We start from the raw sequence: 26,923 nt of genomic DNA on the forward strand, positions 1-26,923 counted from the left end.
CCCAGCGCCCCCGTCCCTCCTGAACGGGAGAAAGCTAGGGAGCGCGTCAGCGCGCGGCCCGGATCAGCGCCCGTCCGGTCAGGTGAAGTGTTCGAGGAAGTTCATCAGCACCCGGTGCGCGTGCGGCGTCGGGGTGATGCCGGACAACAGCCGGGGAACGTACTCGCCCTCGGGAATGCCCTTCTCCCGCCCGAGCGACTCCAGCGTGTCCTCACGAGCGAGGATGACCGCGCGCATGGCGTCCGTGGGCATCTCCGGGTGGAACTGCACGCCGCGCACGTTGGGCCGGAACGCGAGCGCCTGGTTCGCGGTGTTGGCGTTGCCCGCGAGCACCATGGCGCCTTCCGGCAGGCGGGAGACGATGTCCTCGTGGGTCTGCTGCACGGTGAAGCGCTCCGGCAGGCCGGTGAACAGCGGATCCGCGCGGCCCTCGGGTGAGAGCGTCACCTCCACGGTGCCCGTCTCGCGGCCGTTGGGGTTGCGCGACACCTTGCCGCCGTAGGCCTCCGCGAGCAGCTGTTGACCAAAGCACACGCCGAGCACGGGGATGCCCTGCTCGCCCGCCTCCACCATGAAGGCGCCCGCGCGCTCCATCCACGGCTCGCGCTGCGTCACCGACAGGGGCGAGCCCGTCATCATCACCGCGTCGTAGCCCTTCGCGTCCTTGGGCAGGGGGGCGCCCTTGTGCACGGGAAGGATGTCGAAGCGCTGACCGGACAGTCCAATGGTTTGCAGAAACCACCGCTCATAGTCGCCCACGGAGAGCTGGACGGAGGTCGCCGCGTCGCCGGCTTTCAGCAGGAGGACGTTCTTCATGGGGGCAGGTTGCCGCGTCATGTCCTCATTCCTACCGTGTCCAGCCGTCCGTGTCCGGTGCCCGCCACTCCCAGGTCGCTCGCGCGCCGTGCTCACCCGAGGCCTCGCCATGACCGACGCTCGTTCGCTCACTCCCAAGCTCCCTGTGCTCAAGCTGCTCATCGACGGGCAGCAGGTGGACCCCATCGAAGGGGGCACCTTCGCGGTGGTGAATCCCGCCACCGGCCAGAAGATCGCGGACGTGCCCGCGGGCACCGCCGCGGACGTGGACCGCGCGGTGAAGGCCGCGCGCCGCGCCTTCGAATCCGGGCCGTGGGGGAAGATGACCGGCCGCGAGCGCGGCAAGCTCATCCGCAAGCTGGCGGACCTGCTCTACGAGCGCCGCGAGGAGTTCGCGCTCGTCGAGTCGCTGAACAACGGCAAGACGTTCAAGGACGCCATCCGGGGTGACGTGGCGCCGGCCTCCGCGACGCTCGCGAACTTCGCGGACATGGCCAGCACCATCACGGGCGAGGTGCTGCCCGTGGACGGCCCCTTCCACACCTACGCGCTCAAGGAGCCAGTGGGCGTGGTGGGCGCCATCGTGCCGTGGAACTACCCCACGTGCATGCTGGGCTGGAAGCTGGGGCCCGCGCTGGCCGCCGGCTGCACGGTGGTGGTGAAGCCGTCCGAGTACACGCCGCTCACCGCGCTGAAGCTGGGCGCGCTGGCGCTGGAGGCGGGCTTCCCGCCCGGCGTCATCAACATCGTCACCGGCCTGGGTGACCCCGCGGGTGAAGCCATCGCCCGGCACCCGGACGTGGACAAGATTTCGTTCACCGGCTCTGGCCGCACCGCGCGCCGGCTGCTCCAGGCGTCCGCCGCGAGCAACCTGAAGAAGCTGACGCTGGAGCTGGGCGGCAAGAGCCCGCAGATCATCTTCCCGGACGCGGACTTCGACCGCGCGGTGGAGGCGTGCTTCTGGGGCATCTTCGGCAACAAGGGTGAGACGTGCAACGCGGGCAGCCGCGTGCTGGTGCACCAGGACGCCTACGAGTCCTTCGTCGCGAAGCTCGCGGAGAAGGCGCGCACGATGAAGGTGGGCGACCCGCTGGACGTGTCCACGGAGATGGGCGCGCTGGTGAGCCAGAAGCAGATGGACGTGGTGCTGGGCTACATCGAGAGCGGCAAGCAGCAGGGCGCGAAGCTGCTCGCGGGCGGTGGCCGAGACACGGAGGGCTTCAAGGCGAAGGGCTGCTTCGTGAAGCCCACCATCTTCGGTGACGTGAAGCCGGACATGAAGATTGCCCAGGAGGAGATTTTCGGCCCGGTGCTCAGCTGCCTGCGCTTCCGCGACGACGCGGAGGCCATCGCGATGGCGAACAGCACGCAGTACGGCCTGGCCGCGTCCATCTGGACGGGCGATGTCGCGAAGGCCCACGCGCTGGCGAAGCAGGTGAAGAGCGGCGTGGTGTGGATCAACTGCTTCAACGAGTTCGACGACGCGGCGCCCTTCGGTGGCTACAAGGAATCCGGTTGGGGCAAGGACCTGGGCCACCACGCGCTGGATGGTTACCTCCAGACCAAGGCCGTGTGGACGAAGTTGCCGTCTCCCTGACTCACCCCGCGCGCTCCACTCCATTCCATCGCTTCACCGCCGCATGACGAAGAAAAGGAAGGTCCGCATGGCGTCGCGTCCCAAGGCCAAGGTGCTCACCCATCCGGCGATGGCCCGCCGGGCTCGCGCGAAGGAGCGGAGCGAGGGAGGGCCGCGAGCGGTGCCCGGACAGCAGGGGGACATGGACTCCCTGCGCCGGTGGATGGACGAGAAGGGCGTCCGCAAGGTAAAGGTGGGCGCCATCGACATGGATGGCGTCTGGCGCGGCAAGTACATCTCGCTGGAGAAGTTCTACAGCGCCGCGAAGAGTGGCCTGGGCTTCTGCGACGTCGTCTTCGGCTGGGACCTGGGCGACGAGCTGTTGGACAACACGAAGGTGACGGGCTGGCACACGGGCTACCCGGACACGCCCGCGAAGGTGGACCTGTCCACCGCGCGCATCATCCCGTGGGAGCCGGACACCGCGGCGTTCCTGCTGGACTTCGTGAACCCGGACGGCACGCCCTTCGAGGCGAGCCCGCGCCAGTTGCTCCAGAAGATGGGCCAGCGTGCGCGCAAGCTGGGCTTCCTGCCCAAGTTCGGCGCGGAGTACGAGTTCTTCCTCTTCAAGGAGGGCCCGCAGAGCCTGCATGAGAAGGGCTTCAAGAACCTCACGCCGCTGACGCCGGGCATGTTCGGCTACTCGTGGCTGCGCACGTCCATGAACGCGCCGCTGGTGCACGCGCTCATCGACGGGTGCAACGCGTACGGGCTCAACATCGAGGGCTTCCACACGGAGACGGGCCCCGGCGTCTTCGAGGCCGCCATCCGCTACGACACGCTGGAGCTGGCGGCGGACCGCGCGGCGCTCTTCAAGACGGTGGTGAAGGAGATCTGCGCGAAGCACGGCGTGTCCGCGTGCTTCATGGCGAAGGTGGATCCGAAGCTGCCGGGCTGCTCCGGCCACGTGCACCAGTCGCTGTGGAACCTGAAGGAGGAGGAGAACCTCTTCCACGACCCGTCGCAGAAGCACGGGATGAGCAAGCTGATGCGGCACTACATCGGCGGGCAGGTGGCGCTGATGCCGGAGCTGACGGCGCTCTACTGGCCCACCATCAACAGCTACAAGCGCAGCGTGGAGAACACCTGGGCGCCCACCACCGCGACGTGGGGCCTGGAGAACCGCACCTGCGCCATCCGCGTCATCGGTGACAGCGGCAAGTCCATGCGCATCGAGTACCGCCAGCTGGGCGCGGACATGAACGCGTACATCGGCATGGCGGTGAGCCTGGCCGCGGGCCTGTGGGGCATCGAGAACGAAATCGAGCCGCCCGCGCCCGTGCTGTCCAATGCCTACGAGGCGAAGAACACGAAGCCGCTGCCCCGCACCCTGAAGGACGCGGTGGCCCTCTTGAAGAACAGCGAGCGAGCCCACGAAATCCTGGGCGAGGGCTTCGTGGATCATTTCGTGCGCACCCGCGAGTGGGAGGTGCGCCAGTACGAGCGGGCGGTCACCTCCTGGGAACTGGAGCGCTACCTTGAGCTCATCTGAAGGAGGACCTTCCATGAAACCTTTCGACATTCCCTCCGAGCCGCGTGTCACGGAGATGGCGTGGCCCACGCGCATCGTGTTCGGCGCGGGCGCGCTCCAGAAGCTGCCCGCGCACGCGGCGCGCTTGAACATGAAGCGCCCGTTGCTGGTGACGGACGCGGGTGTGGTGAAGGCGGGCCTCGCCGCGCGCGTGGCGGACGTGCTCAAGGGCGCGGGCCTGGAGTGCGCGGTGTTCGACCGCGTGGAGCCCAACCCCACGGAGCGCGACGTGTTCGCGGGCCTGGAGGCGTACCGCGCGCACAAGGCGGATGGCATCGTCGCCCTGGGCGGTGGCAGCGCGCTGGACGCGGGCAAGCTGGTGCAACTGCTCACCACGCACGAGCCGCCGCTCAGCCGCTACGACGACGCGAAGGGCGGCGACCAGTACGTGCGCGACGACCTGCCTCCGCTCATCGCCATTCCGACGACGGCGGGCACGGGCTCTGAGGTCGGGCGCTCCGGCGTGGTGACGCTGGCGGACACGGGCCGCAAGACGGTCATCTTCAGCCCGCACCTGCTGCCGAAGGCCGCGGTCATCGACCCGGAGCTGACGCTGGGCCTGCCCCCGTCCGTCACGGCGGCCACGGGCATGGATGCGCTCACCCACTGCATCGAGGCGTATGTCGCCAATGGCTTCCATCCGCTCGCGGACGCGGTGGCCATCGACGGGGTGATGCGCGTGGGGCGCTCGCTGGTGACGGCGGTGAAGGAGGGCCGCGACCTGGCGGCGCGCACGGACATGATGGTGGCGGCGATGGAGGGCGCCATGGCCTTCCAGAAGGGCCTGGGCGCGAGCCACGCGCTGGCGCACGCGCTCACGCCCATCTCCAACGTGCCGCACGGCCTGGCGAACGCCATCGTCCTGCCCGCGGTGATGGAGTTCAACCGCGCGGCCTGCACGGCGCGGCTGGCGCGCATCGCCACGGCGCTGGGGGACACGTCCAACGCGCGCGAGGAGGTGCTCGCGGCGAACGCCATCGACCGCGTGCGCAAGCTGGCGGCGTCCGTGGGGATTCCGACGCGGCTGCGCGAAGCGGGCGTGCAGGAGAAGGACCTGGAGCACATCGCGCAGAAGGCCTTCCAGGACGCGTCCCACCAGGGGAATCCGCGCACCGTGACGGAGGCGGATCTGCTGGCCATGGCCCGCGAGGCGTACTGAAAAGCGGCTTCACTCCGACTTGATTTCAGAGTGTTTCAGCGGGGCCTCTTCCGAGGGAAACGGGAGGGGCCCCGTGCCTTTGGTGCGCTTGAATCAAGCAGGGCCTCCCCCGTCAGAAGGTTCAGAACGCAGCAACAACGCGGCTCAACGGAGGCAGGTCATGAAGGCGATGCTCAAGAAGATGGTGGTGGCTGTGGCGCTGGTCGCGAGCTCCCCGGTGATGGCGGCGGACTACCACGGCGCCTCCCCCCTCGTGAGCCGTCAGGACCAGGCTCGCATGGAGCGCGAACGGCACGAGCGGGAGCGGACGGCGCGGCTGGAGCGCGAACGGCAGGAGCGGGCGCGGATGGAGCGCGAGCGTCAGGCCCGGCTGGAGCGTGAGCGCAAGGAGCGGGCGCGGATGGAGCGCGAGCGTCAGGCCCGGTTGGAGCGCGAGCGGTTGGAGCGGGAACGGCAGGCGCGGATGGAGCGGGAGCGCAGGGAGCACGAGCGTCTGGCTCGGCTGGAGCGCGAGCGGCAGGAGCGGGAGCGCCTGGCCCGGCTGGAGCGCAGCCGCTACCGGGGCAGCTGGGTGAACTAAGCCGCGATGGTGCCACAGCCTGAAGCAGCACGGAGGCCCGGGGGCGGATGACCACCCTCGGGCTTCTTCGCGTCTGGAGGTCAGTGGGCGGTGCTGCCCGCGTCCACGACGGCGCCTGTCTCCGGCGTGAACTCCAGCGTCTCCACGAAGATGCGCCCCGGCAGCCGCAGGTCCATGGCGGTGATGTGCTCGCGGTCGCGCAACTCATAGAGTTGCCGTGCCACCCAGTTCGCCTGCACGGGTTCGTCGGAGAAGAAGACGTAGACGCGCACCTTCCCCTCCTGCACCGGCACACGGAAGCGGGTGTTGGCGACAGGCCGGTTCGCCTCGCAGCGGATGGAGCGGTTCTCCCGAGTGAGCGTGAGCTGCCGGATGATGCCCTTCTCGGACGTCGTGAAGAGCATGCAGTAGGGGAGCTGTCCCTCGACGGGGATGATCTCCATCGTCGCGGGGCCCGTGCGCTTCACCTGCGCGCGCGTCACCTTCGCGGGCTTCGCGTCGTCGCAGCGCACGGAGCCCGCGCCCAACGCCATCACCGTCAACAAGCCCGTCCAGCGCGTCACGTGTTCTTCCCAGGGAAGGATGCCGACCGCGAGCCTACCCCTCCTGTCCGCGTGAGAAGCGGCTTCACTCGGGCTTCATTTCAGAGTGTTTCAACAGGGCCATCTTCCGATGGCGCGGTTGAATCAAGCAGGGCCTCCCCCGTCAGTAGGTTCAGAACGCAGGACAACGCGGCTCACGGAGGCAGGTCATGAAGGCGATGCTCAAGAAGATGGTGGTGGCTGTGGCGCTCGTCGCGAGCTCCCCGGTGATGGCGGCCGACTTCCACGCCGCCACCCCCCTCGTGAGCCGCCAGGACCAGACCCGCATGGAGCGCGAGCGGCAGGAGCGCGAGCGGCAGGCCCGGCTGGAGCGGGAACGGCAGGAGCGCGAGCGGCAGGCCCGTCTGGAGCGCGAGCGGCAGGCGCGGGAGCGGCAGGCCCGGTTGGAGCGCGAGCGGCAGGAGCGGGAGCGGCAGGCGCGGGTGGAGCGCGAGCGGCAGGAGCGGGAGCGCCTGGCCCGGCTGGAGCGCAGCCGCTACGGCGGTGGGTGGCTGAACTAGGCGGCCACGGTGTCACGGCTTGAAGCAGCACGGAGGCCCGGGGGCGGATGACCACCCTCGGGCTTCTTCGCGTCTGGCGCTCAGTTGGCCAGCGGCTCCACGGTCAGCTCGCGGGTACCGGCGTCCGGGGCCGTGCCTCCGTCGGACGTCACCACGCCGCCCGCTCCCACGATGCCGCCCGTCGCTTCCGGCTCGCCCGTCTCCGGCGTGAACTCCAGCGTCTCCACGAAGATGCGCCCCGGCAGCCGCAGGTCCATGGCGGTGACGCGCTCGCGGTCGCGCAAGTCGTAGAGCTGCTGCGCCACGGAGCCCGCCGGCACGCGCTCGTCGGAGAAGAAGATGTAGACGCGCACCTTCCCCTCCTGCACCGGCACGCGGAAGCTGGTGTTCGCGACGGGGCGGCCCGGGTCGCAGCGGATGGAGCGGTTCTCGCGCGTGAGCGTGAGCTGCCGGATGACGCCCTTCTCGGACATCGTGAAGAGCATGCAGTAGGGGAGCTGTCCCTCGACGGGGATGATCTCCATCGTCGCGGGGCCCGTGCGCTTCACCTGCGCGCGCGTCACCTTCGCGGGCGGCTTCGCGTCGTCGCAACTCATGATGCCCGCGCCCAGCACCATCACCGTCAACAAGCCCGTCCAGCGCGTCATGTGTTCCTCCTCGGGAAGGTGGAATGGCCGACACCGCCAGCCTACCCCGGCCCCATGCCTTCCGGTCCTGTCCGCTTTTCGTGGACGCCCGTGAGGCCGCCGAGTGCACGGTCGTGCACATGGCTTCCTGCGTCATCCGGGCCCGGACCTACTCCGGGCGTTGGTAGACAATGACCTGCGGCGTTTCGTCCAGGTACAGCCCGGTGACCGGCGTGCGCGTGCCGAAGGCCTGCCACGTGAGGAACTCGTGCTCGCGGAACTCCTGGTGGTACTGGTACGCGACGATGTCCGCGTCGAACGGGCTGTTCACCGCTCGCACGTCCGCGCGCAGCATGCCGTTGCGCTGGTAGTCGCGGAACGAGAAGCCGTTCACCTCGTGCAGGTAGACGCGTGCGCCCTGCTTCGCGTGTTCGTTGATCCACGGCAGCACGCCGGTGACGTGGCTGGACCAGAACTGCCGCTGCATCCCCAGCGTCGCCGAGCCTGGCAGCCCGCCCGCCAGCTCCGAGTACGCCGCCGTGCCGTACGGGAACACCCGCACCAGCCCCAGCAGCGCGGGCGCCATGAGCAGCGCGAACACCGGCACCGTCACCGCCAGCGGTGACACCGAAGGCCGCCGCGCCTTCAGCACCTCCCACAGCGCGAAGCACCCGCGCGCCACCGCCGCGCCCGCGAGGATGCCCAGGAAGGGCATGGACGGGAACCAGTGCTTCACGCCGCCGAAGTGCGGCACCTGCGGGTGGCTGATGATGAGGATGGACGTCACCGCGTTGACGCCCACCAGCGCCTCCGCCGCCGTGGGCATCCGCACCCAATCGCGCGTGCGTTCACTCACGCTGAGCAGCGCGCGGCCCACGAGCGCCACGAAGCCCGTCACCATGGGCGCGAAGAGGCTGGTGGGCACCGTCAGCGCCGTCTTCACCAGCACGTAGCTGAGCGGGAAGGGCGGCCCTCGCATCAACGTGCCCAGGTAGAACCAGGCGTAGTGGTTGTGCGTCGCGTGGAAGGCCAGGTACCACGCGGTGCGGTCCACCGGCGCGTGCCAGAGGTAGGGCCAGTGCAGGTAGAAGAGGACGGGGCCCAGCACCGCCATGGCCGCCAGCGGAACCAGCGCCTGCGTCACCGGCAGGCTGACGCGCCGCAGCTCCCTCAGCAGCACCGCGCAGCCCACCGCGAGCCCCACGAAGAACAGCGTGTGCGGGCTCAGGAGCAGGAACTTCTTCTGGAACCCGGCGGGCCCGCCCAGGAACACCACCAGCAGGCCGTACAGCACCGCCACCGCGGCGAAGAGCCCCACGAAGCGGAAGAGCCGCACGCGGGCCTCGGGGTTGCCTTCGCTTGCCTGCCAAGCGCGCCACAGCGCGAACGGCGACAGCACGAACGGCAGGAAGAGGGCGTTGTGCTTCGTGGCGAGGGCCAGGCCGAACGCCACGCCGCACGCGACGCCCCAGCGGGTGCTCTCCAGCGCGCGCCAGAAGCAGTACACGACGAGCAGCCACATCGCGGCCACCGGCATGTCGAAGCACGCCAGCTCCGCGTTGAAGTACTGGCGCGGCACCAGCAGGAAGGAAAGGGCGGCGAACCACCCCGCGGTGCGGCCGTACAGCGCGCTGCCCAGGAGGAAGCACAGCGCGGGCACCAGCGCCGCCATCGCGAACGCGGGCAGCCGGTAGGCCGTCGCGTCGCGCATCACGCCCAGCGTGTCGTGGAAGAGCAGGTGGCTCAACCCGAACAGCGTCTTCATCAGCGCCGGGTGCTCGTGGTTGTAGTCCCACGAGCGCACGATGGCGCTGTCCGTGAATGCCTGCGCGGGCGAGTGCAGCAGCAGCCGGAACCACTGCGAATAGCCCTCCGCCGCGGCGAAGTAGACGCTCTCGTCGCGCGTGAAGCCCACGGCGGCTTCCGTGCTCCACAGCGCCGCGAACGCCAGCACCCACAGCGCCAGGGCCGTGAACTTCTCCTCGCGCGTGGCGGGGCGTCCGGTCATCTGAAACGTCACCGGAGCTGTCATGGCTTCACCCCCACCGCGGGCTCCAGCGCCATCACGTCCAGGCACACCTGCCGCGACTCCGCGTTGTCCGCCTGCACCCAGACCTTCACCGTGCGCGGCGGCCCGGGCGGCAGCACCACCTCCGCCTTCTGCACGCCCTCGCGGCCCGGGGGAATGGGCACGTCCAACAGCCGCTCGCCCGAGGCCGCGTCATCCACGCCCAGGTACGAGGTGGACAGGCGCGGGTCCTTCGGGTGCGCGAACTCGAAGATGATGCCGCCCTCCAGCCGCAGGCCCATGCCGGACGGCACGTTGGCGAACTCCGCCACCAGCCGCTGCGCGCCTCCGGGCGCGTGCATCCACAGGCAGTGCCGGGGCTCGTAGAGGATTTCGTGCCACTCCGGCGCCACGTACAGGTGCGGCGGGCCAGGGCAGCGGTGCACACGCCCGTCGAAGGGGCAGTCCCGGCGCGAGCCGTCCGGCTGCTCCAGGTACACGTGCGCCGCGTTCGCGGACTCGCTCGCCACCCAGTGGCGCGGGCGGTAGCGGCCGTTCTCGTAGAGGCGCAGCGACAGCGGGCCCATGCGCGACTCGGGCCCCAGCGCCTTGCGGCTGGGGAGGAAGGCCGCGTCGAACGCGCCCACGTCGGAGCGGGGCAGCTCCGGCTGGCCCAGCACCCAGATGCGCGGGTGCGCGCTCAGGTCCGCGCCGTCCGACTCCAGCCACCCGTACACGGGCACGGAGGACGGCACGAACAGACGGGCGCGCTCGGTCCACCAGGGGAACAGCAGCACCGCGTCCCCGGGGCGCGCATCGCGGGCCAGCACGTCCGCCATGGCGCGCTCGTCCGCGTCCGTGGGCAGCCGGCCCGGAAGCCTCAGCTGGAAGACCAGGCACAAGAGCGCGACGAGCAACAAGGCCCCCAGCTCCACCAGGGGCAGGGCGCGCAGGGCCTTAGGACTTGGCAAGACGGATCTTCTGCTCGCTCTTTTCGCGGCAGAAGGTGCAGAAGATGTGGTCGCCCTGATTGAAGGACGGCGTCCAGGGCGGGTACATCGAGCAGCGCGGATCCAGGCAGTGGTGCAGCTCCCAGAGCGTGCCCAGCTGGTGCAGCGCGTGGCGCGCGATGGGCTTGAAGTCCTTCTCCAGGTCCTTGAACGGCGCGATGGAGAGGATTGCCCGGTCCTTGCCGTATCTGGCGAAGCCCGACGTGGGCGCCTTGCCGCTGGGCAGGTCCCGGTCCTTCAGCTTGCGCGAGGTGAGCAGCAGCACCTTGTCGTCCTTGTAGGCCCGGATGCCCTTCACCTCATCGAGCAGCTTCTCCGCGTCCAGGGGCTCGGACATGCCCGCGGGGACTTCCGCGGAGCCGCTGTGCTCGCTGCCCACGCCAAAGGCCGTGTAGAGCGTGCGGTTGAACTTGGCGAGCTGCTTGTCGTCGAAGGGGTCCAGCGTCACGACGCGAATCACGGGGCGTCACCTCGGCGGGAAGGCCCTCGCGGTGCCGGGCGCGCGCTTGCGGCGCGACGCGGGCGGCCGGAGGGCCGTGGGGTTCACTCGTCCTCGGGCGGCTTCGCCTTGGGAGGACGGCCACGCTTCTTGGGCGCGGCGGGCTCCGCGGGTGCGGCGCCCTCGGGTGGTTTGGCCTTGGGCGGACGGCCGCGCTTCTTCGGGGCGGCGGGCTCGGCGCCCTCCGCCACCTCGGGCTTCGGCTTGGGCGGACGGCCGCGCTTCTTCGGAGCGGCGGCCTCCTCGCCTTCGGCCGGCTTGGCCTTGGGCGGACGGCCGCGCTTCTTGGGAGCATCCTCGCCCCCCTCCTCGCCGCCTTCCTCCTCGCCGCCTTCTTCCTCGGAGGACTCCGCTTCGGACTCGGACTGCGGCTCCTCGTCCGAGGGCAGGTCCAGCTCCCCGCCCTCCAGACCCATGAGGTCGCCGTCCAGGTCCATGTCGTCCTCGTCGCCACCGGGCCGCGCGAACTCCGCGGCGGTGCGCTTGGGACGCTCCTTCCCGGGCGGGAAGAGGACGATGTCGATGGAGTCCTCGGCGTTGGCCTCGGCGGTGCCCAGCGCGGCGGCGACCTCCGAGACCAGCAGGTGCCGGGCGTTGTCGTAGAGCTCGCGCTCCTTGGTGGGCAGCGGCCGCAGCTCGCTGAGGACCTGGAGGCCCTTGACGACCTCCGCCAGACCCAGGATGCCGCCCTGGGTCATTCGGTCCAGGTTGGTGCGCGCGCGTTGCTTCCAGTCCAGGTCGGCCTTGTCACTGTCCGAGCGGAGGAACGCGTAGATCTCCTCCACGTCGGTGGGACTGGCCACCTTGCGCACGCCGATGGAGAGGATCTTCCCCTGCGGCACCATCACGACCGCGCCGTCTTCCTCCCGGCGCATGGTGACGAAGGTGAGGCTCTGGCCCGCCACCTCCTTCACGTCGATGGCGGCAACGCGGCAGACCCCCTGGTTGGGGTAGACGACCCGGTCTCCAACCTGGAGCTGGAGTGCAGCGGACCCTTCTGGCATGGCCCCCTCGTGGGCGGGTGGGATGATCACCGAAGCGAGCGCCGGTCGTAGCACCGAGCCTCGCCGGATGCCACGAGATTACCGGGGAAGCATTGTCATCCGGTTGGCATTGCGCTGCGCTTCCAACAGCTTGGCCATGACCTCGTGCGCCTGTGAGTCCAGGACAGCGTCGATTTGGGCGTCGGTCGGCCCCTCGTCCGCCGTGCTTCCGGGCCGTGCGTCCACGCGGGTGGAAAGTCCCACCGTCGCCATCACCGCGATCCCCAGGGCCAGCACCGCCAGCAGCTTCTTCATGAGCGTCCTCCGTGGCGGCCCAGGGTAGGGGCGGCGCCCGGATGATCAATTTTTCGGCTACAGGCTGGCGGTGTCCTGTAGCGGCCCGTCGCTCGCTACTGGTGCAGCGGCGCCACCGGCGTCACCTCCAGCGTGAGGCCGCCGGAGTTGTCCTGGACGTCGTCATCCGGGAACGCGAGCCGCAGCCAGCTCGCGCCGCGCATCACCGTGGGCTGGTTGACCTCCAGCACCTCCAGCGTGCCCGGGGCCACGGCCGGGGACGGTCCCGCGCCGTGCAGCGCGAGCACGCCGCCCACCTCGCCGCCGCCGAAGCCGCGCGTGCGCGCCGGTTCCCCGGCCGAACGCACGACGACGCGGTAGGTGGTGGACGGATCCAGCTCCCGGAGCGTGAAGCCGTCGTGGGGTGACAGCGAGACGGCGTGCCGGCGCGCGTCCAGGAGCAGGGTGGTGATGGCGCCGCTCGCCTGTTCGCGCACGTGCACCTGGAGCGCGCCGCGGTTGTCGTCGGGCCGGTCGTCCCAGAGGAACACGTAGAGGACGGAGGCGTCGCGCACCAGCACCTCGTCGGCGCCCACCAGTCCGAAGCTGTCGCGCGCCGTCAGCGCCGTGCCGCCCTCCAGGAAGTACACGGCCTGGGCCACCGGCAGCGGGCCGCCCACCGACACGCGGCCCTCCACGCGCAGGCCGTAGGCGCGGGAGGGATCCAACCGCATGCGCGCCGCCTGGGACGGGGGCACGCGCAGGGCATGCGCGACCGCGCTGAGCGCGAACGGGCCGCCGGAGGAGTAGCGGGCGAAGGATGCGGGCGTGTCGCCCGGACCCGCGCGGGGCAGGGCGCGCGCCGCGACTGCTTGCTTCGGCGCGAGCCGCGCATGGACCGCCAGCGTGGTGCCGCGCTCGGCGTGCACGCGCTGGCTGAAGGGCACCATGCCCGGCATCAGCACCTCCAGCACATGGTCGCGGTCCGACGGCAGCTGGGTGATGAGCGTGGGCGTCGTCTCCGCCAGCGTCCGGCCGTCCACGCGGATGACGGCGCCCGCGGGAGAGGAGCTGAGCTCCACCGCGAACGTGTTGGAGCCGCCCATCACCAGGCCCAGCCACATGGCTACGAGCGCCGCCACCGCCACCGGCGCGCCGCGCACCGCCCAGCCGCGCAGGGAGCGGTGCCACGCGGGCGGCGGCTCCGGAGGCATCGCTTGCGGGGGCAGGGGCTGCGTCGTCAAATCGCCTCGGGGCTCACCCCCGGGCTCGGAGTCGTGGAGGGGGACCTCCGGAGGCGTGGCGATGGGCGGCGGTTCGGCGACGCCGCTCCAGCGGCCCACCCGTGCGACGAACTCGCGCGGCAGCTGCACCGGGCGGCCGGACTCCACGAGCTCCGGCTCGAAGAGGTAGCCCATGAAGTGGCCCAGGTCGCTGGCGGACACGTCCGGCGCGGTGACGTGGAGCTGTCGCGCCAGCGCCTCCGCGAAGGCCTGAGCGGTGGGGTAGCGCTGCTCCGGGCTGGTGGCCATCGCGGTGAGCAGGATGCGCTCCAGCGCGGCCGGGATGTTCGGCGTCCACTCGCGCGGGCGGGGGAAGTCGCCCTGGGAAATCTTGCGCAGCACGTCCTGGAGCGAGCCCTCGAAGGGGCGCCGTCCGCAGAGCATCTCGTAGAGGACCGTGCCCGCGGCGAACACGTCCGTGCGCGCGTCCAGCGCCTCGCCGCGCGCCTGCTCCGGCGCGAAGTAGACGTACTTGCCCTTCGCGGGGTCCGCCTTCGTGTCGGAGCGCCCGGCGAGCCGCGCCCGCGCGATGCCGAAGTCCACCAGCTTCACCTGCCCCTCGAAGGAGAGGAGCACGTTCTGCGGGCTCACGTCCCGGTGGACGATGTGCAGCGGGCGGCCGTTGTCATCCAGCCGCGTGTGCGCGTACGCCAGCCCCCGCAGCATGTCGATGGCCACCAGCACCGCCAGCGGCGGCGGCAGCGCGGGCAGCCCCTTCTCCCGCGCCCGGCGAAGCACGTGCGAGAGCGGATGGCCGTCCACCCACTCCATCGCGAGGAAGTACTCGCCCTCCACCTCGCCGAAGTCGAAGATCTGCGCGATGTTGCCGTGCGACAGCCCCAGCGCGATGCGCGCCTCGTTGATGAACATGGACACGAACGCGCTGTCGTCCGCGTAGCCCGGGAGGATCTTCTTGATGACCACCGGCTTCGTCACGCCCGCCACCGCCGTCATCCGGGCGCGGTAGATCTCCGCCATGCCGCCCGTCGCGATGCGCTCGAGCAGTTTGTACTTGCCGAACTGGAAGCCGGCGGAAGGCGGCGGCACGTTCGAATCGGCTCCGGTGGAGGGGAGTCCTTCGCAAAAACCGCGAGAAGCTATCATGAGGCCATTCAGACGCTCTGGGTGGAATATTCCGCTACGCTCGCCAGCCTGTTCCCGTAACCGTGCATTCTTCCTCCTGGTGTGGAGCACCCTCACATGGGGTGGCTGCCGGGAGTCACCTCCCGCCGAACCGGCACGCACGGTAGCCCCGGAGCCAGCACTCCGTGTGGATCCGGGAGCCCCTCCACCCGCTCCCGCGGACGCGGGCACCTGGGCGGATGCGACCGTCACGCCCGTGTCCGCGCCCGTCTGGGGCGAGCCTCTCCCGGAGGACGTCCTCCGGCTGGAGCTGTCGGGAGATCAGGTGCGCCTGGGCGCGGAGACCTTCACGCCAGCCCGCGCCCGGGACGCGGCCAGCCTGGCGGAGCGGGTTCGGGGCAAGGACGTGCTCGTCGCCGTGGAGGACTCGGACACGTTCCTCGCGCAGGTGTCGGACGCGCTGGCGGTCTTGCGCGCGCAGGCGGCGGAGGTGTGGCTCCAGCACCCGGACGCGCCGGTGGCCTACCGGTTGGTGCTGCGCGACGAGCAGGGCTTCCGGGCGTGGCTGGAGGAGGTGGCGCCCGGCAAGCTGCGCATCATCCAGCGCGCGGACGGCTTCGAGCTGAGCACCAGCGTGGGCAAGCTGCCGGGGCCGGACCGCAACGGACCCTCCGTGCCGGTGCGCGGCGGGCGCCAGGACATCGCGACGCTGCGGCGGGAGCTGGCCCGGCTGAAGACGCGCTTCACCACATCGGACGACCTGTGCCTCGTGCCGTCGTTCGGTACGGAGGTGGGGCAGGTGGCGCGGGCGCTCGGCGGCACGTACGTCGCGCCGGAGGAGGGGCTCTTCGACACGCTCTGCCTCGTGTACCCCACGCCCCGGTCCGCTCCGGACGCGGGTTCCCCGTAACACAGGGACCAGGAAGCCTGCCGCCTGCAGGCCGGGCACGCACCCCGGGTGGAGTCCCACGTCGCCTTGAGGTGGTGGGGCCGCGCCGCTACTACCCGTGACAGTCCGCGCGCCCTAATGTCCCGCGCGCGTTTCCCCTGAAGGCTTCGGAGGGCAATGCTCCCTCCCCGGAGGTCGTTGATGGTCGCCGCAACCGAGCCCGCTTCCCGTCCCCAGGATGTTCTCGCCGGGGCCACCTTCCTCTTCCAGGAGGTGGGCTCCACCCGCATCCTCACGCCGGAGGGGTTCTCCGAGGAGCAGCGGCTCTTCTTCAAGACGGCGCTCCAGTTCTGCCGTGAGCAGGTGCTGCCCCAGGCCGCGCGCATCGAGGGCAAGGACAACGCTCTGCTGCGCGACCTCCTGCGCCGCGCGGGCGAGCTGGGCCTCTTGAGCGTGGACATCGCGGAGACCTACGGCGGCACGGGTCTGGACAAGACGACGTCGCTGCTGCTCGCGGAGGCCATGAGCCTGTTGGGCTCGTGGTCGGTGACGTCCAGTGCGCACACCGGCATCGGGTCGCTGCCCATCGTGTGGTTCGGCAACGAGGCGCAGAAGGCGAAGTACCTGCCCAAGCTCGCCACGGGTGAGTGGGTGGCGGCGTACGCGCTGACGGAGCAGGGCAGCGGCAGCGACGCGCGCGGGGCGAAGACGAAGGCGGTGAAGTCCGCGGACGGCAAGCACTACGTCCTCAACGGCTCCAAGCTCTACATCACCAACGCGGCCTTCGCGGACGTGTTCGTCGTCTTCGCGCAGGTGGACGGCGACAAGTTCACCGGCTTCATCGTGGAGAAGGACACCCCGGGCCTCACCGTGGGCCCGGAGGAGCACAAGATGGGCATCCGCGGCTCGTCCACGTGCCCGCTCTACTTCGAGGACGCGCAGGTGCCCGTGGAGAACCTGCTGGGCGAGCTGGGCAAGGGCCACCGCATCGCCTTCAACATCCTCAACTACGGCCGCCTGAAGCTGGGCGCGGGCGTCATCGGGAGCATGAAGCTGCAGCTGCGGAGCGCGCTGAAGTTCGCGCAGGAGCGCAAGCAGTTCAAGGCGCCCATCGCCACGTTCCCGCTCATCCGCGAGAAGCTCGCGCGCATGGCCACGCTCGTCTACGCGGTGGAGAGCATGACGTACCGCACGGCGGGCCTGGTGGACGGGCGGCTCGCGTCCAAGGAGCGCTCGGACGCGGACTACGACGCGCACGTCATCGCCGCGATGGAGGAGTTCGCCACCGAGGCCTCCATCATGAAGGTCTTCGGCTCGGAGGCCCTCGGCTTCCTGGTGGACGACGCGGTGCAGGTGCACGGCGGCGCCGGCTACATCGAGGAGTACCCGGTGGAGCGCGCCTACCGCGACGCGCGCATCAACCGCATCTTCGAGGGCACCAATGAAATCAACCGGATGCTCATCACCGGCATGCTCCTCAAGCGCGCCGTGAAGGGCGACCTGCCGTTGTTCGCGCAGGCGCGCTCCGTGGCGGAGGAGCTGAGCCGCGGCGAGCGGCCCCGCGCCGGCCGTCATGACGCGCTCGCCAACGAGGAGATCGCCGCCGAGTGCGCCAAGCACCTGGCCATCCACGGCATGCGCCTGGCCGCGGAGACCTTCGGCACGGAGCTGGACAAGCACCAGGAGGTCATGGCCGCGCTGGCGGACGTGGTGATGGACGCGTACGCGCTGGACTCCATGGTGACGCGCACCCGTCAGGCGGCCACCGGTGGCGTGCAGGACCCCGTGCGCGTGGCGCTGGTGCGGCTGTACGCGATGGAGTCCACCACGCGCGCCTTCGAGCGCACCCGCCGCGCGCTCTGCGCCACGCTCAAGGGTGACGCGCTCACGCTGGAGTTGAAGCGCCTGTCCGCGCTGGACGCCTTCACGCCGTACGACCCGGCGGAGCTGCGCGAGACCATCGTCGCGGGCCTGGAGGAGGCCGACGGCTACCCGTACAACCCGCTGTAACGGATGAAGCGCGCGGGTGCCCTGGACGCAGCGTCAGGGCATCCGCGACACGGCATCCAGGCCGAAGCTGACCCGGGCCCGCCAGGGCGCGGGCGGCAGGTGCTCCAGCGCCATCAAGGCCTCCAGCCGCTGGAGCATTTCCGGCCGCAGCCGGCCGAACGTCGCGCCGAAGCCCGGCGTCACCGCCTGCGCCACGCCCTTGCGCGGCACGGACGACGTCCACGCCACCTCGCCGTGGAGCAGCAGCGGCCCCTCCTTCATGTCCATCTCCATGAAGAAGGGCGTGCCCACCAGCACCTCGCGGGGCAGGGCGGGGGCGTCCACCTCCAGGCCCACGCCGCCGCGGGAGATGTCGCGCACATAGAAGAACGGCGCCCGGGGGTCGGCCTCCCTCGCGCGCAGGTGCAGCGGCAGGCGCGGGAAGCGGCGCAGGCCGTTCTGCTCCTCCTGGGCGAAGATGAACTGGAGCACCGCGTCCAGCGCGCTGCGATCCTCCGCGCCGTCGTAGCGCACGGTGAGCATGAAGCGCTCGCCGGGGCGCGGCTCCACCTTGACGACCTCGCCCAGCACCTCCACCGGCCGCGGCATGCCGCCCGCGTGCAGTTCAAAGGTGAAGCGGGTGCCCAGGGGGAGGGCCTTGCGCGTCTCCAGGGTGACGCCGCCCTGACCCACGCTGCGGGTGTACTCACCGACCAGCGACTGTGGCGTTTTGTAGGCCACCTTCAGTCGAACGTTCGTGTTCACGCGCTCGCCAGTCTCAGCCTGGGAGCGAAAGAACTCAAGTTTACCCCACCCCCAAAGGTAGGCCGTCCGGCATGTGCCCCAGCGGATGTCCGCCGGCGGGCGCGCGGTGTTCCAGCCTGTTGCGCGCTTTCTTGACCCCCCTGGGGGGGGCGCGTATGTATGCCGGCCGCAGAGGGGTAAGAAGTGGGAAGGAGTGGTGGTCCGTCCCGTGCTGGGCTGAAAAGGTGGATCGTCCCGCGTGTTCCGAGGCGTCTATGAGCACCAGATCGACGCGAAGGGGCGCACCAGCCTCCCGGCGAAGCTTCGGGAGACGTTGGTGGGCGCCTACGACGAGCGGCTCATCGTCACCACGGCCCTGGACCCCTGCCTCCACGCCTATCCGGTGCGGGAGTGGGAGGCGTTGGAGACCGCGCTCGCCCGGCGCAACCCCATGGAGCCGGGGGTCAAGACGTTGATGCGGCTGTACGTGGCCAGCGCGCAGGAGTGCCCGCTGGACAAGCTGGGCCGGTTGCTCATCCCGCCGTCGCTCAGGGCGTACGCGAAGTTGGAGAAGGAAGTGGTGTGGGCGGGGATGGTGAAGGTGATTGAGCTTTGGAGCCAGGAAGGCTGGGCGAAGGCGCAGGAGGACGCGCGCCAGGAAGCCACCTCCCCGGACGTGTTGCGGGTGCTGGGCGAGCTGCGCCAGCCGTAGCCAGGAAGTCGACAGCTTTTGTTTCGCGAGAGAAGGGTGGGCAGGCGCATGGACCAGCTTCAGGAGGTTCGTCGGACCAGGGCGGTGGTGGCGGCGTCCGAGCGCGTGGAGACGCTGATGCTGGAGGGCGAGCTGGAGGAGGCGGACCTGCTCAAGCTGTGCGAGGACCTGATGCACCGCCTGCACCGGGGCACCCGTCAGGTCGTCCTCGACTTCGCGGACGTGTCTCACCTGAACTACCGCGGCGTGCGCCCGCTGATGGCCCGCACGGACGCGTTCCGCCGCTCCGGTGGTGACGTGAAGCTGTCCGGGCTGTCGCCGTACCTGGCCGCCATCTTCCGCGCGGCCGGCGCCCATGACGCCTTCGAGCTGTACCCGCACATGAACGATGCCCGGGCCGCCTTCCAGCTCGCGCGCGCTCCCTTCGTCTGACCCTGCACCCAAGGCCCCCTCCCGTGGACTTCCAGCACCAGACCGTCCTGCTCCACGAGACGGTGGAGCTGCTGAACCCGGCGGAGGGCAAGGTCATCCTCGACGGCACGCTCGGTGGCGGAGGCCACACGCAGGCGCTGCTCGCCCGAGGCGCCACGGTCGTGGGCGTGGACCGGGACCCCGTGGCGCTGGCCGCGGCCACCGCCCGCATGGGCGTCAACGCGCGCTTCCAGGCCCGGCAGGGCAACTTCGCGGACCTTCTCAGCGTCGCGCAGGACCTGCTGCCCGTGGACGGCGTGCTGGTGGACCTGGGCGTGTCCTCGCCCCAGCTGGACGTGGCCGAGCGCGGCTTCTCCTTCATGAAGGAGGGCCCGCTGGACATGCGCATGGGCGACAGCGGCATCACCGCCGCGGAGCTCATCGCCGAAACGGACGAGCGCGACCTGGCGAAGCTGCTCAAGGACTACGGGGAAGAGCCCTTCGCGCGCCCCATCGCGCGAGAGCTGAAGAAGGCGCTGCCCCAGCGCACGCTGGAGGCCGCGGAGGTGGTGAAGCGCGCCGTGCCTCGCAAGGCGTGGCCGGACCGCATCCACGTGGCCACCCGCACCTTCCAGGCGCTGCGCATGGCGGTGAACGGGGAGCTGGAGGCGCTGGACTCGCTGCTCGCCGCGCTGCCCTCGCTGCTCAAGGTGGGCGGCCGCGCCGCGGTCATCTCCTTCCACTCCCTGGAGGACCGGAAGGTGAAGGAAGCCTTCCGTGCCCTGGTGGGCGGGTGCACCTGTCCGCCGGGCTTCCCGGTGTGCGTGTGCAACAGCCAGGGTGACTTCGTCCTCGTGTCCAAGAAGGCCGTCGCGGCTTCCGAAGCGGAAGTCGAGGCCAACCCCCGCTCTCGCAGCGCGCACCTGCGCGCGGTGGAGAAAATCCGATGAGCAAGGCCCTCTCGCGTCCCTCCGTGTCCGTGGCCGGCGTGCTGATGCACCTGCTGCCCGCCGTCATGCTCTTCACCCTGTTCGCGGCCGTGGGCATCCTCCACGTCACCAGCCGCGTGCTGGTGGTGGACATGGGCTACCGCCTGTCCAACGCGGAGGGCGAGAGCCGCTCGCTCACCCGGGAGAACGACCGGCTCAAGCTGGAGCTGGCCACGCTCAAGGCGCCGGGCCGGTTGGAGCGCGTGGCCCGTGAGCAGCTGGGCATGGCCATGCCCAAGGGCGGCGCGGTGGTGTCCCTGGCGGACGAGCGCGTGAAGGGCTCCGGCACCGCGCAGGCCCGTTCCGCGGCCCCGGCCGTCCGCGTGGCGGAGCGGGGGACCCAGCGGTGAGGGACCTGAAGAGCGCGCGGATTCCGGAGTCGAACACGAAGGGGCTCAGGCTGCGGGTCCAGCTCTTGTTCGGGCTGTTCCTCGCGCTCCTGGGCACGGCGTTCGGCCGCGCGGTCTACCTCCAGGTCTTCCAGCAGGAGAAGCTGCGGGGCCTCGCGCAGGACCAGTACGTCCGGCAGATCGACATCCCCGCCCGGCGCGGAGACATCTTCGACCGGCGCGGCACGCCCCTGGCGCAGAGCGTGGAGGTGGACTCCATCTGGGTGGACCCGTCCCTGCTCCCCGACGTGCCGCAGGCGGCCCGTCAGCTCGCCCGCGCCGTGCACCTGGACAGCGGCGACCTGACCGCGCGCCTGTCGCGCGCCAGGCGCTTCGCGTGGGTGAAGCGCCAGGCGAAGCCCCAGGAGGTGGAGGCGGTCAAGGCGCTGGGCCTGCCCGGCCTGGGCTTCACCAAGGAGCCCAAGCGCTTCTATCCCCAGCGTGAGCTGGGCGCGCACATCGTGGGCATGGTGGGCACCGACGGCCACGGCCTGGAGGGCCTGGAGCTGGCCTTCGAGGACGAGCTGTCCGGGCAGAACTCGCGCACCTCCGGCTTCCGCGACGCCAAGGGTCGCAAGCTGATGGTCCAGGGCGCCATGGATCCGCTGGAGCGCCAGGGCGCCGCCGTCACGCTCACGCTGGACCGCCACCTCCAGTACGTGGCGGAGAAGGCGCTGGCCAAGGCCGTGGACGACGCCAAGGCGGCGGCGGGCATGGCGGTGGTGTTGGATCCGCGCACCGGGGAGATTCTCGCGCTGGCGAACAACCCGCGCTTCAACCCCAACACGCCGGAAGACGGCGTGAAGAACGCCATCCGCAACCGCGCCGCGCTGGACTCCTTCGAGCCCGGCTCCACGATGAAGGCCTTCGTGGTGGCCGCCGCGCTGGAGCAGAAGGCCATCACCGCGGACCAGCTGTTCTTCTGTGAGAACGGCTCCCTGCGCATCGGCCGTCACACCATCCGGGACACCCACCCGCACGGCTGGCTCAACGCGCAGGGCATCCTCCAGGTGTCCTCCAACATCTGCGCCGCGAAGGTCGCCGAGGCCCTGGGCCGCGAGAAGTTCGTCGCCGGCTACCACGCCTTCGGCTTCGCGGAGCGCACCGGTCTGGCGCTCACCGGCGAGAGCCGCGGCGTCATCCCGTTTCCGAAATCGGACATCTCCCTGGCCACCCAATCCTTCGGCCAGGGGATGACCTCCACCGCCGTCCAGCTGACGGCGGCCTACGGCGCGCTGGCCAACGACGGCGTGCTGATGCGCCCGTTCCTGGTCTCCAAGGTGGTGGACCCGGACGGCGTGGTACTGCTGGAGAACCAGCCCACGGAGCTGCGGCGGGTGGTTTCCCAGAGGGTGGCGCGCCAGGTCGTGGGCATGCTCGAGAGCGTGGTGGTCAAGGGAGGAACCGCGCCCAAGGCCGCCATGGACGACTACCGGGTGGCCGGCAAGACGGGTACCGCACAGAAGGCGGACCCCGTGGCACGGGGGTATTCCGACAAACGCATCGCGTCGTTCGCGGGCATGGTACCGGCCGAGGCCCCGCGCGCCGTGATTCTCGTGGTGGTGGACGAACCCAAGACAGACGTATACGGGGGGAACGTGGCTGCCCCTGCCTTCAAGGAAATCGCTACCGCTGCCATGGCCCACCTGGCCGTGCCCCCGTCCCGGACGGTGGCACCCGCCGAGGTGGCCGCGGCCGCCGCGCCCGTGGTGCCCCCTCCGGCACCGAAGGCGTTGGCGAAGGTCGTGCCCGTTCGGGCCGGCCTGGAGGATGCGGTGACCGAGACTCCGGAGCCCGGCACGGTGCGTGTGCCGGACGTCCAGGGTCAGGCGGGACGGGAAGCCGTGGTGAAGTTGCTCGCCGCGGCGTTGGAGCCACAGCTGCAAGGAAGTGGACGAGTCGTATCTCAGACCCCCCCCGCCGGTGCGCTGGTGGAGAAGGGGGCCCGGGTGACGCTGGAACTGGCGACGCGGCAATGAGGCCGTGTCCTTTCCAGGCCCCGCAAGCAATGCGTGTGAAGGGGAAGAGATGAAGCTGACGGATGTCCTCGCAGGGTGTGGAGCCGAGCAGACCTCGGGCGGCCGTTCCGCGGTCGACGTCACGGGAGTGACGCAGGATTCGCGGCGCGTGAAGCCGGGGGATCTCTTCATTGCCGTGCCGGGCCTGAAGGAAGACGGGGCCCAGTTCATTGGTGAAGCCGTGTCGCGCGGCGCTGTGGCCGTGGTGTCGGAGAAGCAGGGCCAGTCGTCGCAGGTGCCGTTCTTCAAGGTGAGCAGCGCGCGCAAGGCGCTGGCCCTCATCGCGGCCAACTTCCACGGCCGTCCCGCGGACAAGCTGACGCTCCTGGGCGTCACCGGCACCAACGGGAAGACGACCACCACGTACCTGCTGGAGGCCATCCTCGCCACGGCCGCCATGTACACCGGCTCTCCGGCGCCGGGCGTCATCGGCACGCTGGGTTACAAGTTCGGTGGCAAGACGACGGAGCTGGCCAACACCACGCCGGACCCGCTGGAGCTGCACCGCATCTTCCGCGAGATGGTGGACGCGGGCGTGGAGACGGTGGTGATGGAGGTCTCCAGCCACGCGCTCGCGCAGGAGCGCGTGCACGGGCTCACCTTCAAGGCCGCCGGCTTCAGCAACCTGTCGCGCGACCACCTGGACTACCACAAGGACCTGGAGGAGTACTTCCAGGTGAAGCGCAAGCTCTTCCTGGAGAACCTGGGCGCCTCCGGCACCGCGGTCGTCAACGCGGACGACGCCTTCGCCAGCCGCCTCTACACGGAGCTGCGCAACCAGAAGCGCATGGCGTGGAAGTTCAGCCGCACGGGCGCGGGTGAAATCTCCGCCGCGGATGCCGCCTATTCGCTCAAGGGCATCGAGGCCACCCTGAAGACGCCCGCGGGCGACATCAAGGTGAAGAGCAAGCTCCTGGGGCCCCACAACCTGGAGAACATCATGCTCGCCGCCGGCATCGCGCTGGGCGCGGGCATCAGCCGCTCGGACGTGAAGAGCGGCATCGAGCTCGTCACGGGCGTGGCTGGCCGCATGGACCGCGCGGAGAACCACCGCGGCGGCCCGGCGCCGGCGGTGCTGGTGGACTACGCGCACACGGATGACGCGCTCAAGCGCTCCCTCGAAGCGGCGCGCGCGTTGGCCAAGGGCCGCGTCATCGTCGTCTTCGGCTGCGGCGGCGACCGCGACAAGGGCAAGCGCCCGCTGATGGGCGCGGTGGCCGCGGAGGGCGCGGACCTGGTGATGGTGACCAGCGACAACCCGCGCACGGAGGATCCGGAGACCATCATCTCCGAGGTGACGCCGGGCCTGGAGAAGGGCGGCCTGCGCCGCATCTCCGAGGGCAAGGCGAAGGTCGGGGAGAAGGGCTACCTGGTGGACGCGGACCGCCGCGCCGCCATCGAGCAGGTCATCAACCTGGCCAAGGACGACGACGTCGTCCTCATCGCCGGCAAGGGCCACGAGACCTATCAGACGGTAGGCACCGAGAAGCTCGCCTTCGACGACCGCGAGGTCGCCGCGCGCGCGCTGGCCAACCGCATCCCGGGCTGAACCTTCTCAAGGCCACCCCCCCCTCCATGGCCGTTCGATTCTCCGATGACGAGGTGGTGCAGGCGACGGGTGCGACCCGGCGCGGGGAGCCCGTGGAAGCGGGCTTTCCCGCCGTCTGCACCGACACGCGGTCGCTCACCCCCGGGTGCCTCTTCGTGGCGCTGCAGGGCGAGCGCTTCGACGCCCACGACTTCGTGGACGGTGCCCAGCGCCAGGGAGCGGCCGGGGCGGTGGTGAAGCGGGGGAGGGCGCTGCCGGCCCTGCCCCCGGGCTTCGCGTTGTACGAAGTGGATGACACCCTGGCCGCGCTGGGCGGCCTGGGCGCGCTGCACCGCCGCCGCTTCCAGATTCCGGTGGCGGCGGTGGGGGGCTCCAACGGGAAGACGACCACCAAGGAGATGGTGGGCGCCATCCTGGCCACGCGGGGCCCGGCGCTGAAGACGGAGGGCAACTTCAACAACGAGGTGGGCGTCCCGCTCACGCTCTTCCGGCTGGAGCCGTCCCACGTGGCGGCCGTCATCGAAGTGGGGATGAACCAGCCGGGCGAAATCGAACGGCTCACCCGAAAGGTCCAGCCGGACGCCGGTGTCATCACCGTCGTCCAGCCGGAGCACCTGGAGGGGCTGGGCAGCCTGGAGGGCGTGGCGGAGGCGGAAGGGGAGATGTTCCGCGAGCTGCTGCCCCAGGCCACTGCTGTCGTGAACGTGGACGACGCGCTCATCGTGCGCCAGGCCGCGCGCAGCGGCGCGAAGCACCTGACGTTCGGCCGGGCGGAAGGGGCGGATGTGCGCCTCACGGCGGTCCACACGCTGGGCCGCGACGGCATGGTGGCCACCGTGCGCTACCAGGAGAAGGACTGGCCGGTGCGCCTGCACTTCGTGGGGCCGCACAACGCGCAGAACGCGACGGCGGCGTTCGCGACGGCGCTGGCCCTGGGCTACTCCCCCGAGGAGTGCGTGAAGGGCCTGGAGTCCGCGCGGCCGTACGCGCGCAGGCTCAACATCGTGGATGGCAGGAACGGCATCACGGTGGTGGACGACTGCTACAACGCCAACCCGGCCTCCATGGAGGCCGCGCTCGTCACGCTGGGCACGCTGGTGCCGGAAGGCGGCCGGGCGGTGGCGGTGCTGGGCGACATGCTGGAGCTGGGCGCGGGCGAGGCGGAGGAGCATGCCCGGCTGGGTGAGCTCGTCGCGCGGCACGCGAAGCTGGTCGCGTTCTTCGGCCCCCGGTCCTCGGGCGGTCTGGGCAGCGCGGACATGGGAGATTCCGCCGCCCATTTCACCGAAGTGGAGCCATTGGTGGCGTGGTTGACGCCCCGGCTTTCGCCCGGTGACGTGGTGCTGGTGAAGGCCAGTCGCGGCATGCGATTGGAGCGCGTGGTGGCGGCCCTGACGGGCGCGGCACCCCCCGGAGGGAGTCACTAGTGCTGTACCTTCTGTACGAGCTCATCCAGAACACCGAGGCCGGGCGCGTCCTCAACTTCCTGCGCTACCCGACCTTCCGCATCATCGCCGCGGGCGTCTTCGCCCTGCTCCTGGGGATGCTCATCGGCCCGCGCCTCATCGCGCGGCTGCGCTTGAAGCAGCACGGGCAGAGCAACGTGCGCGAGGACACCCCGGACAGCCACCAGAAGAAGAAGGGCACGCCCACCATGGGTGGCGCGCTCATCCTCATCAGCATCGCGGCGGGCACGCTGTTGTTCGCGGACCTGAAGTCCCGCGGCGTCTGGGTGATGATCCTCCTCACCTTCAGCTACGGCTTCATCGGCTTCCTGGACGACTGGCTCAAGCTGTCCAAGCGCAACTCCAAGGGTTTGGCCGGGCGCAAGAAGATGGCGCTGCAGACGCTCTTCTTCCTCATCGCCATCTTCGGCCTGATGTGCACGTGGACGAAGGCGGACGGCTCCTTCGGGCCCACGCTGCTCATCGACACGCGGCTGACGCTGCCGTTCGTGCCGTCCCATTGGTTCAACCCGGACCTGGGCTGGTTCTACGTGGTGTTCGCGTGGGTCGTCATCGTGGGCACGTCCAACGCGGTGAACCTCACGGACGGCCTGGACGGCCTGGCCATCGTGCCCACCATCGTGTCGGCGGTGACCTTCTGCGTGCTCTGCTACGTGGCGGGCACCACGCTGCACATCGCGGACACGGAGACGGTGAACGGCGTCACGCGGCTGACCGCCACGCCGCTGTACCGCTACCTGGGCATCCTCCAGGTGCCGGGCGGCGCGGAGCTGGCCGTCTTCTGCGCGAGCATCGTGGGCGCGGGCATCTCCTTCCTCTGGTTCAACACCTACCCGGCGTCCGTGTTCATGGGCGACATCGGCTCGCTGGCCCTGGGCGGCGCGCTGGGCGGGCTGGCCGTGTTCTCCAAGAACGAAGTGGTGTCCGCCATCATCCACGGCATCTTCTTCGCGGAGGCGCTCTCCGTGATGATCCAGGTGACGTCCTTCAAGATGACGGGCAAGCGCGTCTTCAAGATGGCGCCCGTGCACCACCACTTCGAGCTCAAGGGCATGGCTGAGCCGAAGATCATCGTGCGTTTCTGGATTGTCGCCATCCTCTGTGGTGGCGTGGCCCTGCTGTCCCTGAAACTGCGCTAGTCGCTTTGCCCCCATCGA

The 26,923-nt window shown here is 70.3% G+C and carries 25 protein-coding genes; 15 read left to right on the top strand and 10 right to left on the bottom strand.

All coding sequences use genetic code 11. The features are described 5' to 3' along the window. Positions 1-78 precede the first annotated feature (78 nt). Entirely contained in the window at positions 79-837 is a 759-nt protein-coding gene (locus D7Y11_RS05565) for a glutamine amidotransferase (RefSeq protein ID WP_172808344.1), read from the bottom strand. A gap of 88 nt (positions 838-925) precedes the next feature. On the opposite strand from D7Y11_RS05565, the gene D7Y11_RS05570 reads away from it, so the two are divergent. The 4 genes from D7Y11_RS05570 to D7Y11_RS45130 all read left to right on the top strand — a co-directional run bounded on the left by D7Y11_RS05570 (position 926) and on the right by D7Y11_RS45130 (position 5,722). After that, on the top strand, positions 926-2,413 hold the full coding sequence (locus D7Y11_RS05570; RefSeq protein ID WP_120575445.1) for an aldehyde dehydrogenase family protein: 1,488 nt from the start codon (positions 926-928) through the stop codon (positions 2,411-2,413). A 67-nt stretch (positions 2,414-2,480) separates the two neighbouring features. Further along, entirely contained in the window at positions 2,481-3,944 is a 1,464-nt protein-coding gene (locus D7Y11_RS05575) for a glutamine synthetase family protein (protein ID WP_169824918.1), read from the top strand. A gap of 13 nt (positions 3,945-3,957) precedes the next feature. Then, positions 3,958-5,142 (top strand): iron-containing alcohol dehydrogenase, encoded by a 1,185-nt coding sequence (locus D7Y11_RS05580; RefSeq protein ID WP_121752275.1) that lies wholly within the window; start codon positions 3,958-3,960, stop codon positions 5,140-5,142. A gap of 160 nt (positions 5,143-5,302) precedes the next feature. After that, positions 5,303-5,722, top strand: a complete 420-nt coding sequence (locus D7Y11_RS45130) for an ATP-dependent DNA helicase (RefSeq protein WP_121752276.1) — start codon at positions 5,303-5,305, stop codon at positions 5,720-5,722. A gap of 80 nt (positions 5,723-5,802) precedes the next feature. Here D7Y11_RS45130 and D7Y11_RS05590 read toward each other — a convergent pair whose 3' ends face one another. Then, the gene (locus D7Y11_RS05590) at positions 5,803-6,285 is read right to left on the bottom strand and encodes a hypothetical protein (protein WP_233607205.1); all 483 of its coding nucleotides are present in this window, start codon (positions 6,283-6,285) and stop codon (positions 5,803-5,805) included. Positions 6,286-6,473: 188 nt separating this feature from the next. Here D7Y11_RS05590 and D7Y11_RS05595 point away from each other — a divergent pair, with 188 nt between their 5' ends. Beyond that, positions 6,474-6,824, top strand: coding sequence for an ATP-dependent DNA helicase (locus D7Y11_RS05595; RefSeq protein WP_126933192.1), 351 nt, complete (start codon positions 6,474-6,476; stop codon positions 6,822-6,824). An 80-nt stretch (positions 6,825-6,904) separates the two neighbouring features. Here D7Y11_RS05595 and D7Y11_RS05600 read toward each other — a convergent pair whose 3' ends face one another. The 7 genes from D7Y11_RS05600 to D7Y11_RS05630 form a co-directional block, all read right to left on the bottom strand. Next, on the bottom strand, positions 6,905-7,471 hold the full coding sequence (locus tag D7Y11_RS05600; protein ID WP_120575441.1) for a hypothetical protein: 567 nt from the start codon (positions 7,469-7,471) through the stop codon (positions 6,905-6,907). Positions 7,472-7,619: 148 nt separating this feature from the next. After that, positions 7,620-9,458 carry a glycosyltransferase family 39 protein gene (locus D7Y11_RS05605; RefSeq protein ID WP_121752290.1) on the bottom strand — a complete coding sequence of 613 codons (1,839 nt, stop codon included), beginning with the start codon at positions 9,456-9,458 and terminating at the stop codon, positions 7,620-7,622. A 20-nt stretch (positions 9,459-9,478) separates the two neighbouring features. Beyond that, positions 9,479-10,429, bottom strand: coding sequence for a hypothetical protein (locus tag D7Y11_RS05610; RefSeq protein ID WP_126933193.1), 951 nt, complete (start codon positions 10,427-10,429; stop codon positions 9,479-9,481). After that, a complete protein-coding gene (locus tag D7Y11_RS05615; RefSeq protein ID WP_121752279.1) occupies positions 10,416-10,928 on the bottom strand; it encodes a hypothetical protein in 513 nt (170 codons plus the stop codon). Before D7Y11_RS05615 ends, D7Y11_RS05610 begins: the two co-directional genes overlap by 14 nt. Positions 10,929-11,011: 83 nt before the next feature. After that, entirely contained in the window at positions 11,012-11,971 is a 960-nt protein-coding gene (locus D7Y11_RS05620; protein ID WP_121752280.1) for a CarD family transcriptional regulator, read from the bottom strand. Positions 11,972-12,049: 78 nt separating this feature from the next. Next, positions 12,050-12,265 carry a hypothetical protein gene (locus D7Y11_RS05625; protein ID WP_120575436.1) on the bottom strand — a complete coding sequence of 72 codons (216 nt, stop codon included), beginning with the start codon at positions 12,263-12,265 and terminating at the stop codon, positions 12,050-12,052. Between the two features lie 95 nt (positions 12,266-12,360). Continuing rightward, a complete protein-coding gene (locus tag D7Y11_RS05630) occupies positions 12,361-14,574 on the bottom strand; it encodes a serine/threonine-protein kinase (RefSeq protein WP_120575435.1) in 2,214 nt (737 codons plus the stop codon). Positions 14,575-14,797: 223 nt separating this feature from the next. Between D7Y11_RS05630 and D7Y11_RS05635 the strand changes: the two genes are divergently transcribed. Then, positions 14,798-15,520, top strand: a complete 723-nt coding sequence (locus D7Y11_RS05635; RefSeq protein ID WP_120575434.1) for a hypothetical protein — start codon at positions 14,798-14,800, stop codon at positions 15,518-15,520. A gap of 180 nt (positions 15,521-15,700) precedes the next feature. Beyond that, positions 15,701-17,509: an acyl-CoA dehydrogenase family protein gene (locus D7Y11_RS05640; protein WP_120575433.1), complete on the top strand. Its 1,809-nt coding sequence runs from the start codon at positions 15,701-15,703 to the stop codon at positions 17,507-17,509. A 33-nt stretch (positions 17,510-17,542) separates the two neighbouring features. Here the strand turns inward: D7Y11_RS05640 and D7Y11_RS05645 are convergent, their stop codons facing one another. Beyond that, positions 17,543-18,253 (bottom strand): PilZ domain-containing protein, encoded by a 711-nt coding sequence (locus D7Y11_RS05645; protein ID WP_126933194.1) that lies wholly within the window; start codon positions 18,251-18,253, stop codon positions 17,543-17,545. Positions 18,254-18,491: 238 nt separating this feature from the next. Between D7Y11_RS05645 and mraZ the strand changes: the two genes are divergently transcribed. Genes mraZ through mraY form a run of 8 tightly spaced genes read left to right on the top strand, consistent with a single transcriptional unit; the run spans position 18,492 to position 26,905 of the window. Further along, positions 18,492-18,944 carry a division/cell wall cluster transcriptional repressor MraZ gene (gene mraZ / locus D7Y11_RS05650; protein ID WP_120566798.1) on the top strand — a complete coding sequence of 151 codons (453 nt, stop codon included), beginning with the start codon at positions 18,492-18,494 and terminating at the stop codon, positions 18,942-18,944. Positions 18,945-18,992: 48 nt separating this feature from the next. After that, positions 18,993-19,376, top strand: coding sequence for an STAS domain-containing protein (locus tag D7Y11_RS05655; protein WP_120594392.1), 384 nt, complete (start codon positions 18,993-18,995; stop codon positions 19,374-19,376). A gap of 23 nt (positions 19,377-19,399) precedes the next feature. Then, entirely contained in the window at positions 19,400-20,305 is a 906-nt protein-coding gene (gene rsmH, locus D7Y11_RS05660) for a 16S rRNA (cytosine(1402)-N(4))-methyltransferase RsmH (protein WP_120594391.1), read from the top strand. After that, entirely contained in the window at positions 20,302-20,694 is a 393-nt protein-coding gene (locus tag D7Y11_RS05665) for a cell division protein FtsL (protein ID WP_120575430.1), read from the top strand. Before rsmH ends, D7Y11_RS05665 begins: the two co-directional genes overlap by 4 nt. Further along, on the top strand, positions 20,691-22,712 hold the full coding sequence (locus tag D7Y11_RS05670; protein WP_120575429.1) for a penicillin-binding protein: 2,022 nt from the start codon (positions 20,691-20,693) through the stop codon (positions 22,710-22,712). The genes D7Y11_RS05665 and D7Y11_RS05670 overlap by 4 nt, the downstream gene beginning before the upstream one ends. A 49-nt stretch (positions 22,713-22,761) precedes the next feature. After that, a complete protein-coding gene (locus D7Y11_RS05675; RefSeq protein WP_120575428.1) occupies positions 22,762-24,300 on the top strand; it encodes a UDP-N-acetylmuramoyl-L-alanyl-D-glutamate--2,6-diaminopimelate ligase in 1,539 nt (512 codons plus the stop codon). A gap of 26 nt (positions 24,301-24,326) precedes the next feature. Continuing rightward, on the top strand, positions 24,327-25,727 hold the full coding sequence (murF, locus tag D7Y11_RS05680) for a UDP-N-acetylmuramoyl-tripeptide--D-alanyl-D-alanine ligase (RefSeq protein ID WP_126933195.1): 1,401 nt from the start codon (positions 24,327-24,329) through the stop codon (positions 25,725-25,727). After that, positions 25,727-26,905, top strand: a complete 1,179-nt coding sequence (gene mraY / locus D7Y11_RS05685; protein ID WP_120575426.1) for a phospho-N-acetylmuramoyl-pentapeptide-transferase — start codon at positions 25,727-25,729, stop codon at positions 26,903-26,905. Before murF ends, mraY begins: the two co-directional genes overlap by 1 nt. The last annotated feature ends 18 nt before the right edge of the window (positions 26,906-26,923 follow it).

Origin of the sequence: Corallococcus sp. AB018, from assembly GCF_003986945.1 — a bacterium.
GTDB lineage: Bacteria > Myxococcota > Myxococcia > Myxococcales > Myxococcaceae > Corallococcus > Corallococcus exiguus.

Bases quoted from the DNA above. Each gene is read 5' to 3' on its own strand.
- D7Y11_RS05675 (WP_120575428.1), top strand. From the start codon at position 22,762: ATGAAGCTGACGGATGTCCTCGCAGGGTGTGGAGCCGAGCAGACCTCG.
- D7Y11_RS05655 (WP_120594392.1), top strand. From the start codon at position 18,993: ATGGACCAGCTTCAGGAGGTTCGTCGGACCAGGGCGGTGGTGGCGGCG.
- D7Y11_RS05595 (WP_126933192.1), top strand. From the start codon at position 6,474: ATGAAGGCGATGCTCAAGAAGATGGTGGTGGCTGTGGCGCTCGTCGCG.
- D7Y11_RS05565 (WP_172808344.1), bottom strand. From the start codon at position 837: ATGACGCGGCAACCTGCCCCCATGAAGAACGTCCTCCTGCTGAAAGCC.
- D7Y11_RS05600 (WP_120575441.1), bottom strand. From the start codon at position 7,471: ATGACGCGCTGGACGGGCTTGTTGACGGTGATGGTGCTGGGCGCGGGC.
- D7Y11_RS05575 (WP_169824918.1), top strand. From the start codon at position 2,481: ATGGCGTCGCGTCCCAAGGCCAAGGTGCTCACCCATCCGGCGATGGCC.
- D7Y11_RS05640 (WP_120575433.1), top strand. From the start codon at position 15,701: ATGGTCGCCGCAACCGAGCCCGCTTCCCGTCCCCAGGATGTTCTCGCC.
- D7Y11_RS05605 (WP_121752290.1), bottom strand. From the start codon at position 9,458: ATGACCGGACGCCCCGCCACGCGCGAGGAGAAGTTCACGGCCCTGGCG.
- D7Y11_RS45130 (WP_121752276.1), top strand. From the start codon at position 5,303: ATGAAGGCGATGCTCAAGAAGATGGTGGTGGCTGTGGCGCTGGTCGCG.
- D7Y11_RS05620 (WP_121752280.1), bottom strand. From the start codon at position 11,971: ATGCCAGAAGGGTCCGCTGCACTCCAGCTCCAGGTTGGAGACCGGGTC.
- D7Y11_RS05570 (WP_120575445.1), top strand. From the start codon at position 926: ATGACCGACGCTCGTTCGCTCACTCCCAAGCTCCCTGTGCTCAAGCTG.
- D7Y11_RS05625 (WP_120575436.1), bottom strand. From the start codon at position 12,265: ATGAAGAAGCTGCTGGCGGTGCTGGCCCTGGGGATCGCGGTGATGGCG.
- D7Y11_RS05665 (WP_120575430.1), top strand. From the start codon at position 20,302: ATGAGCAAGGCCCTCTCGCGTCCCTCCGTGTCCGTGGCCGGCGTGCTG.
- murF (WP_126933195.1), top strand. From the start codon at position 24,327: ATGGCCGTTCGATTCTCCGATGACGAGGTGGTGCAGGCGACGGGTGCG.
- D7Y11_RS05580 (WP_121752275.1), top strand. From the start codon at position 3,958: ATGAAACCTTTCGACATTCCCTCCGAGCCGCGTGTCACGGAGATGGCG.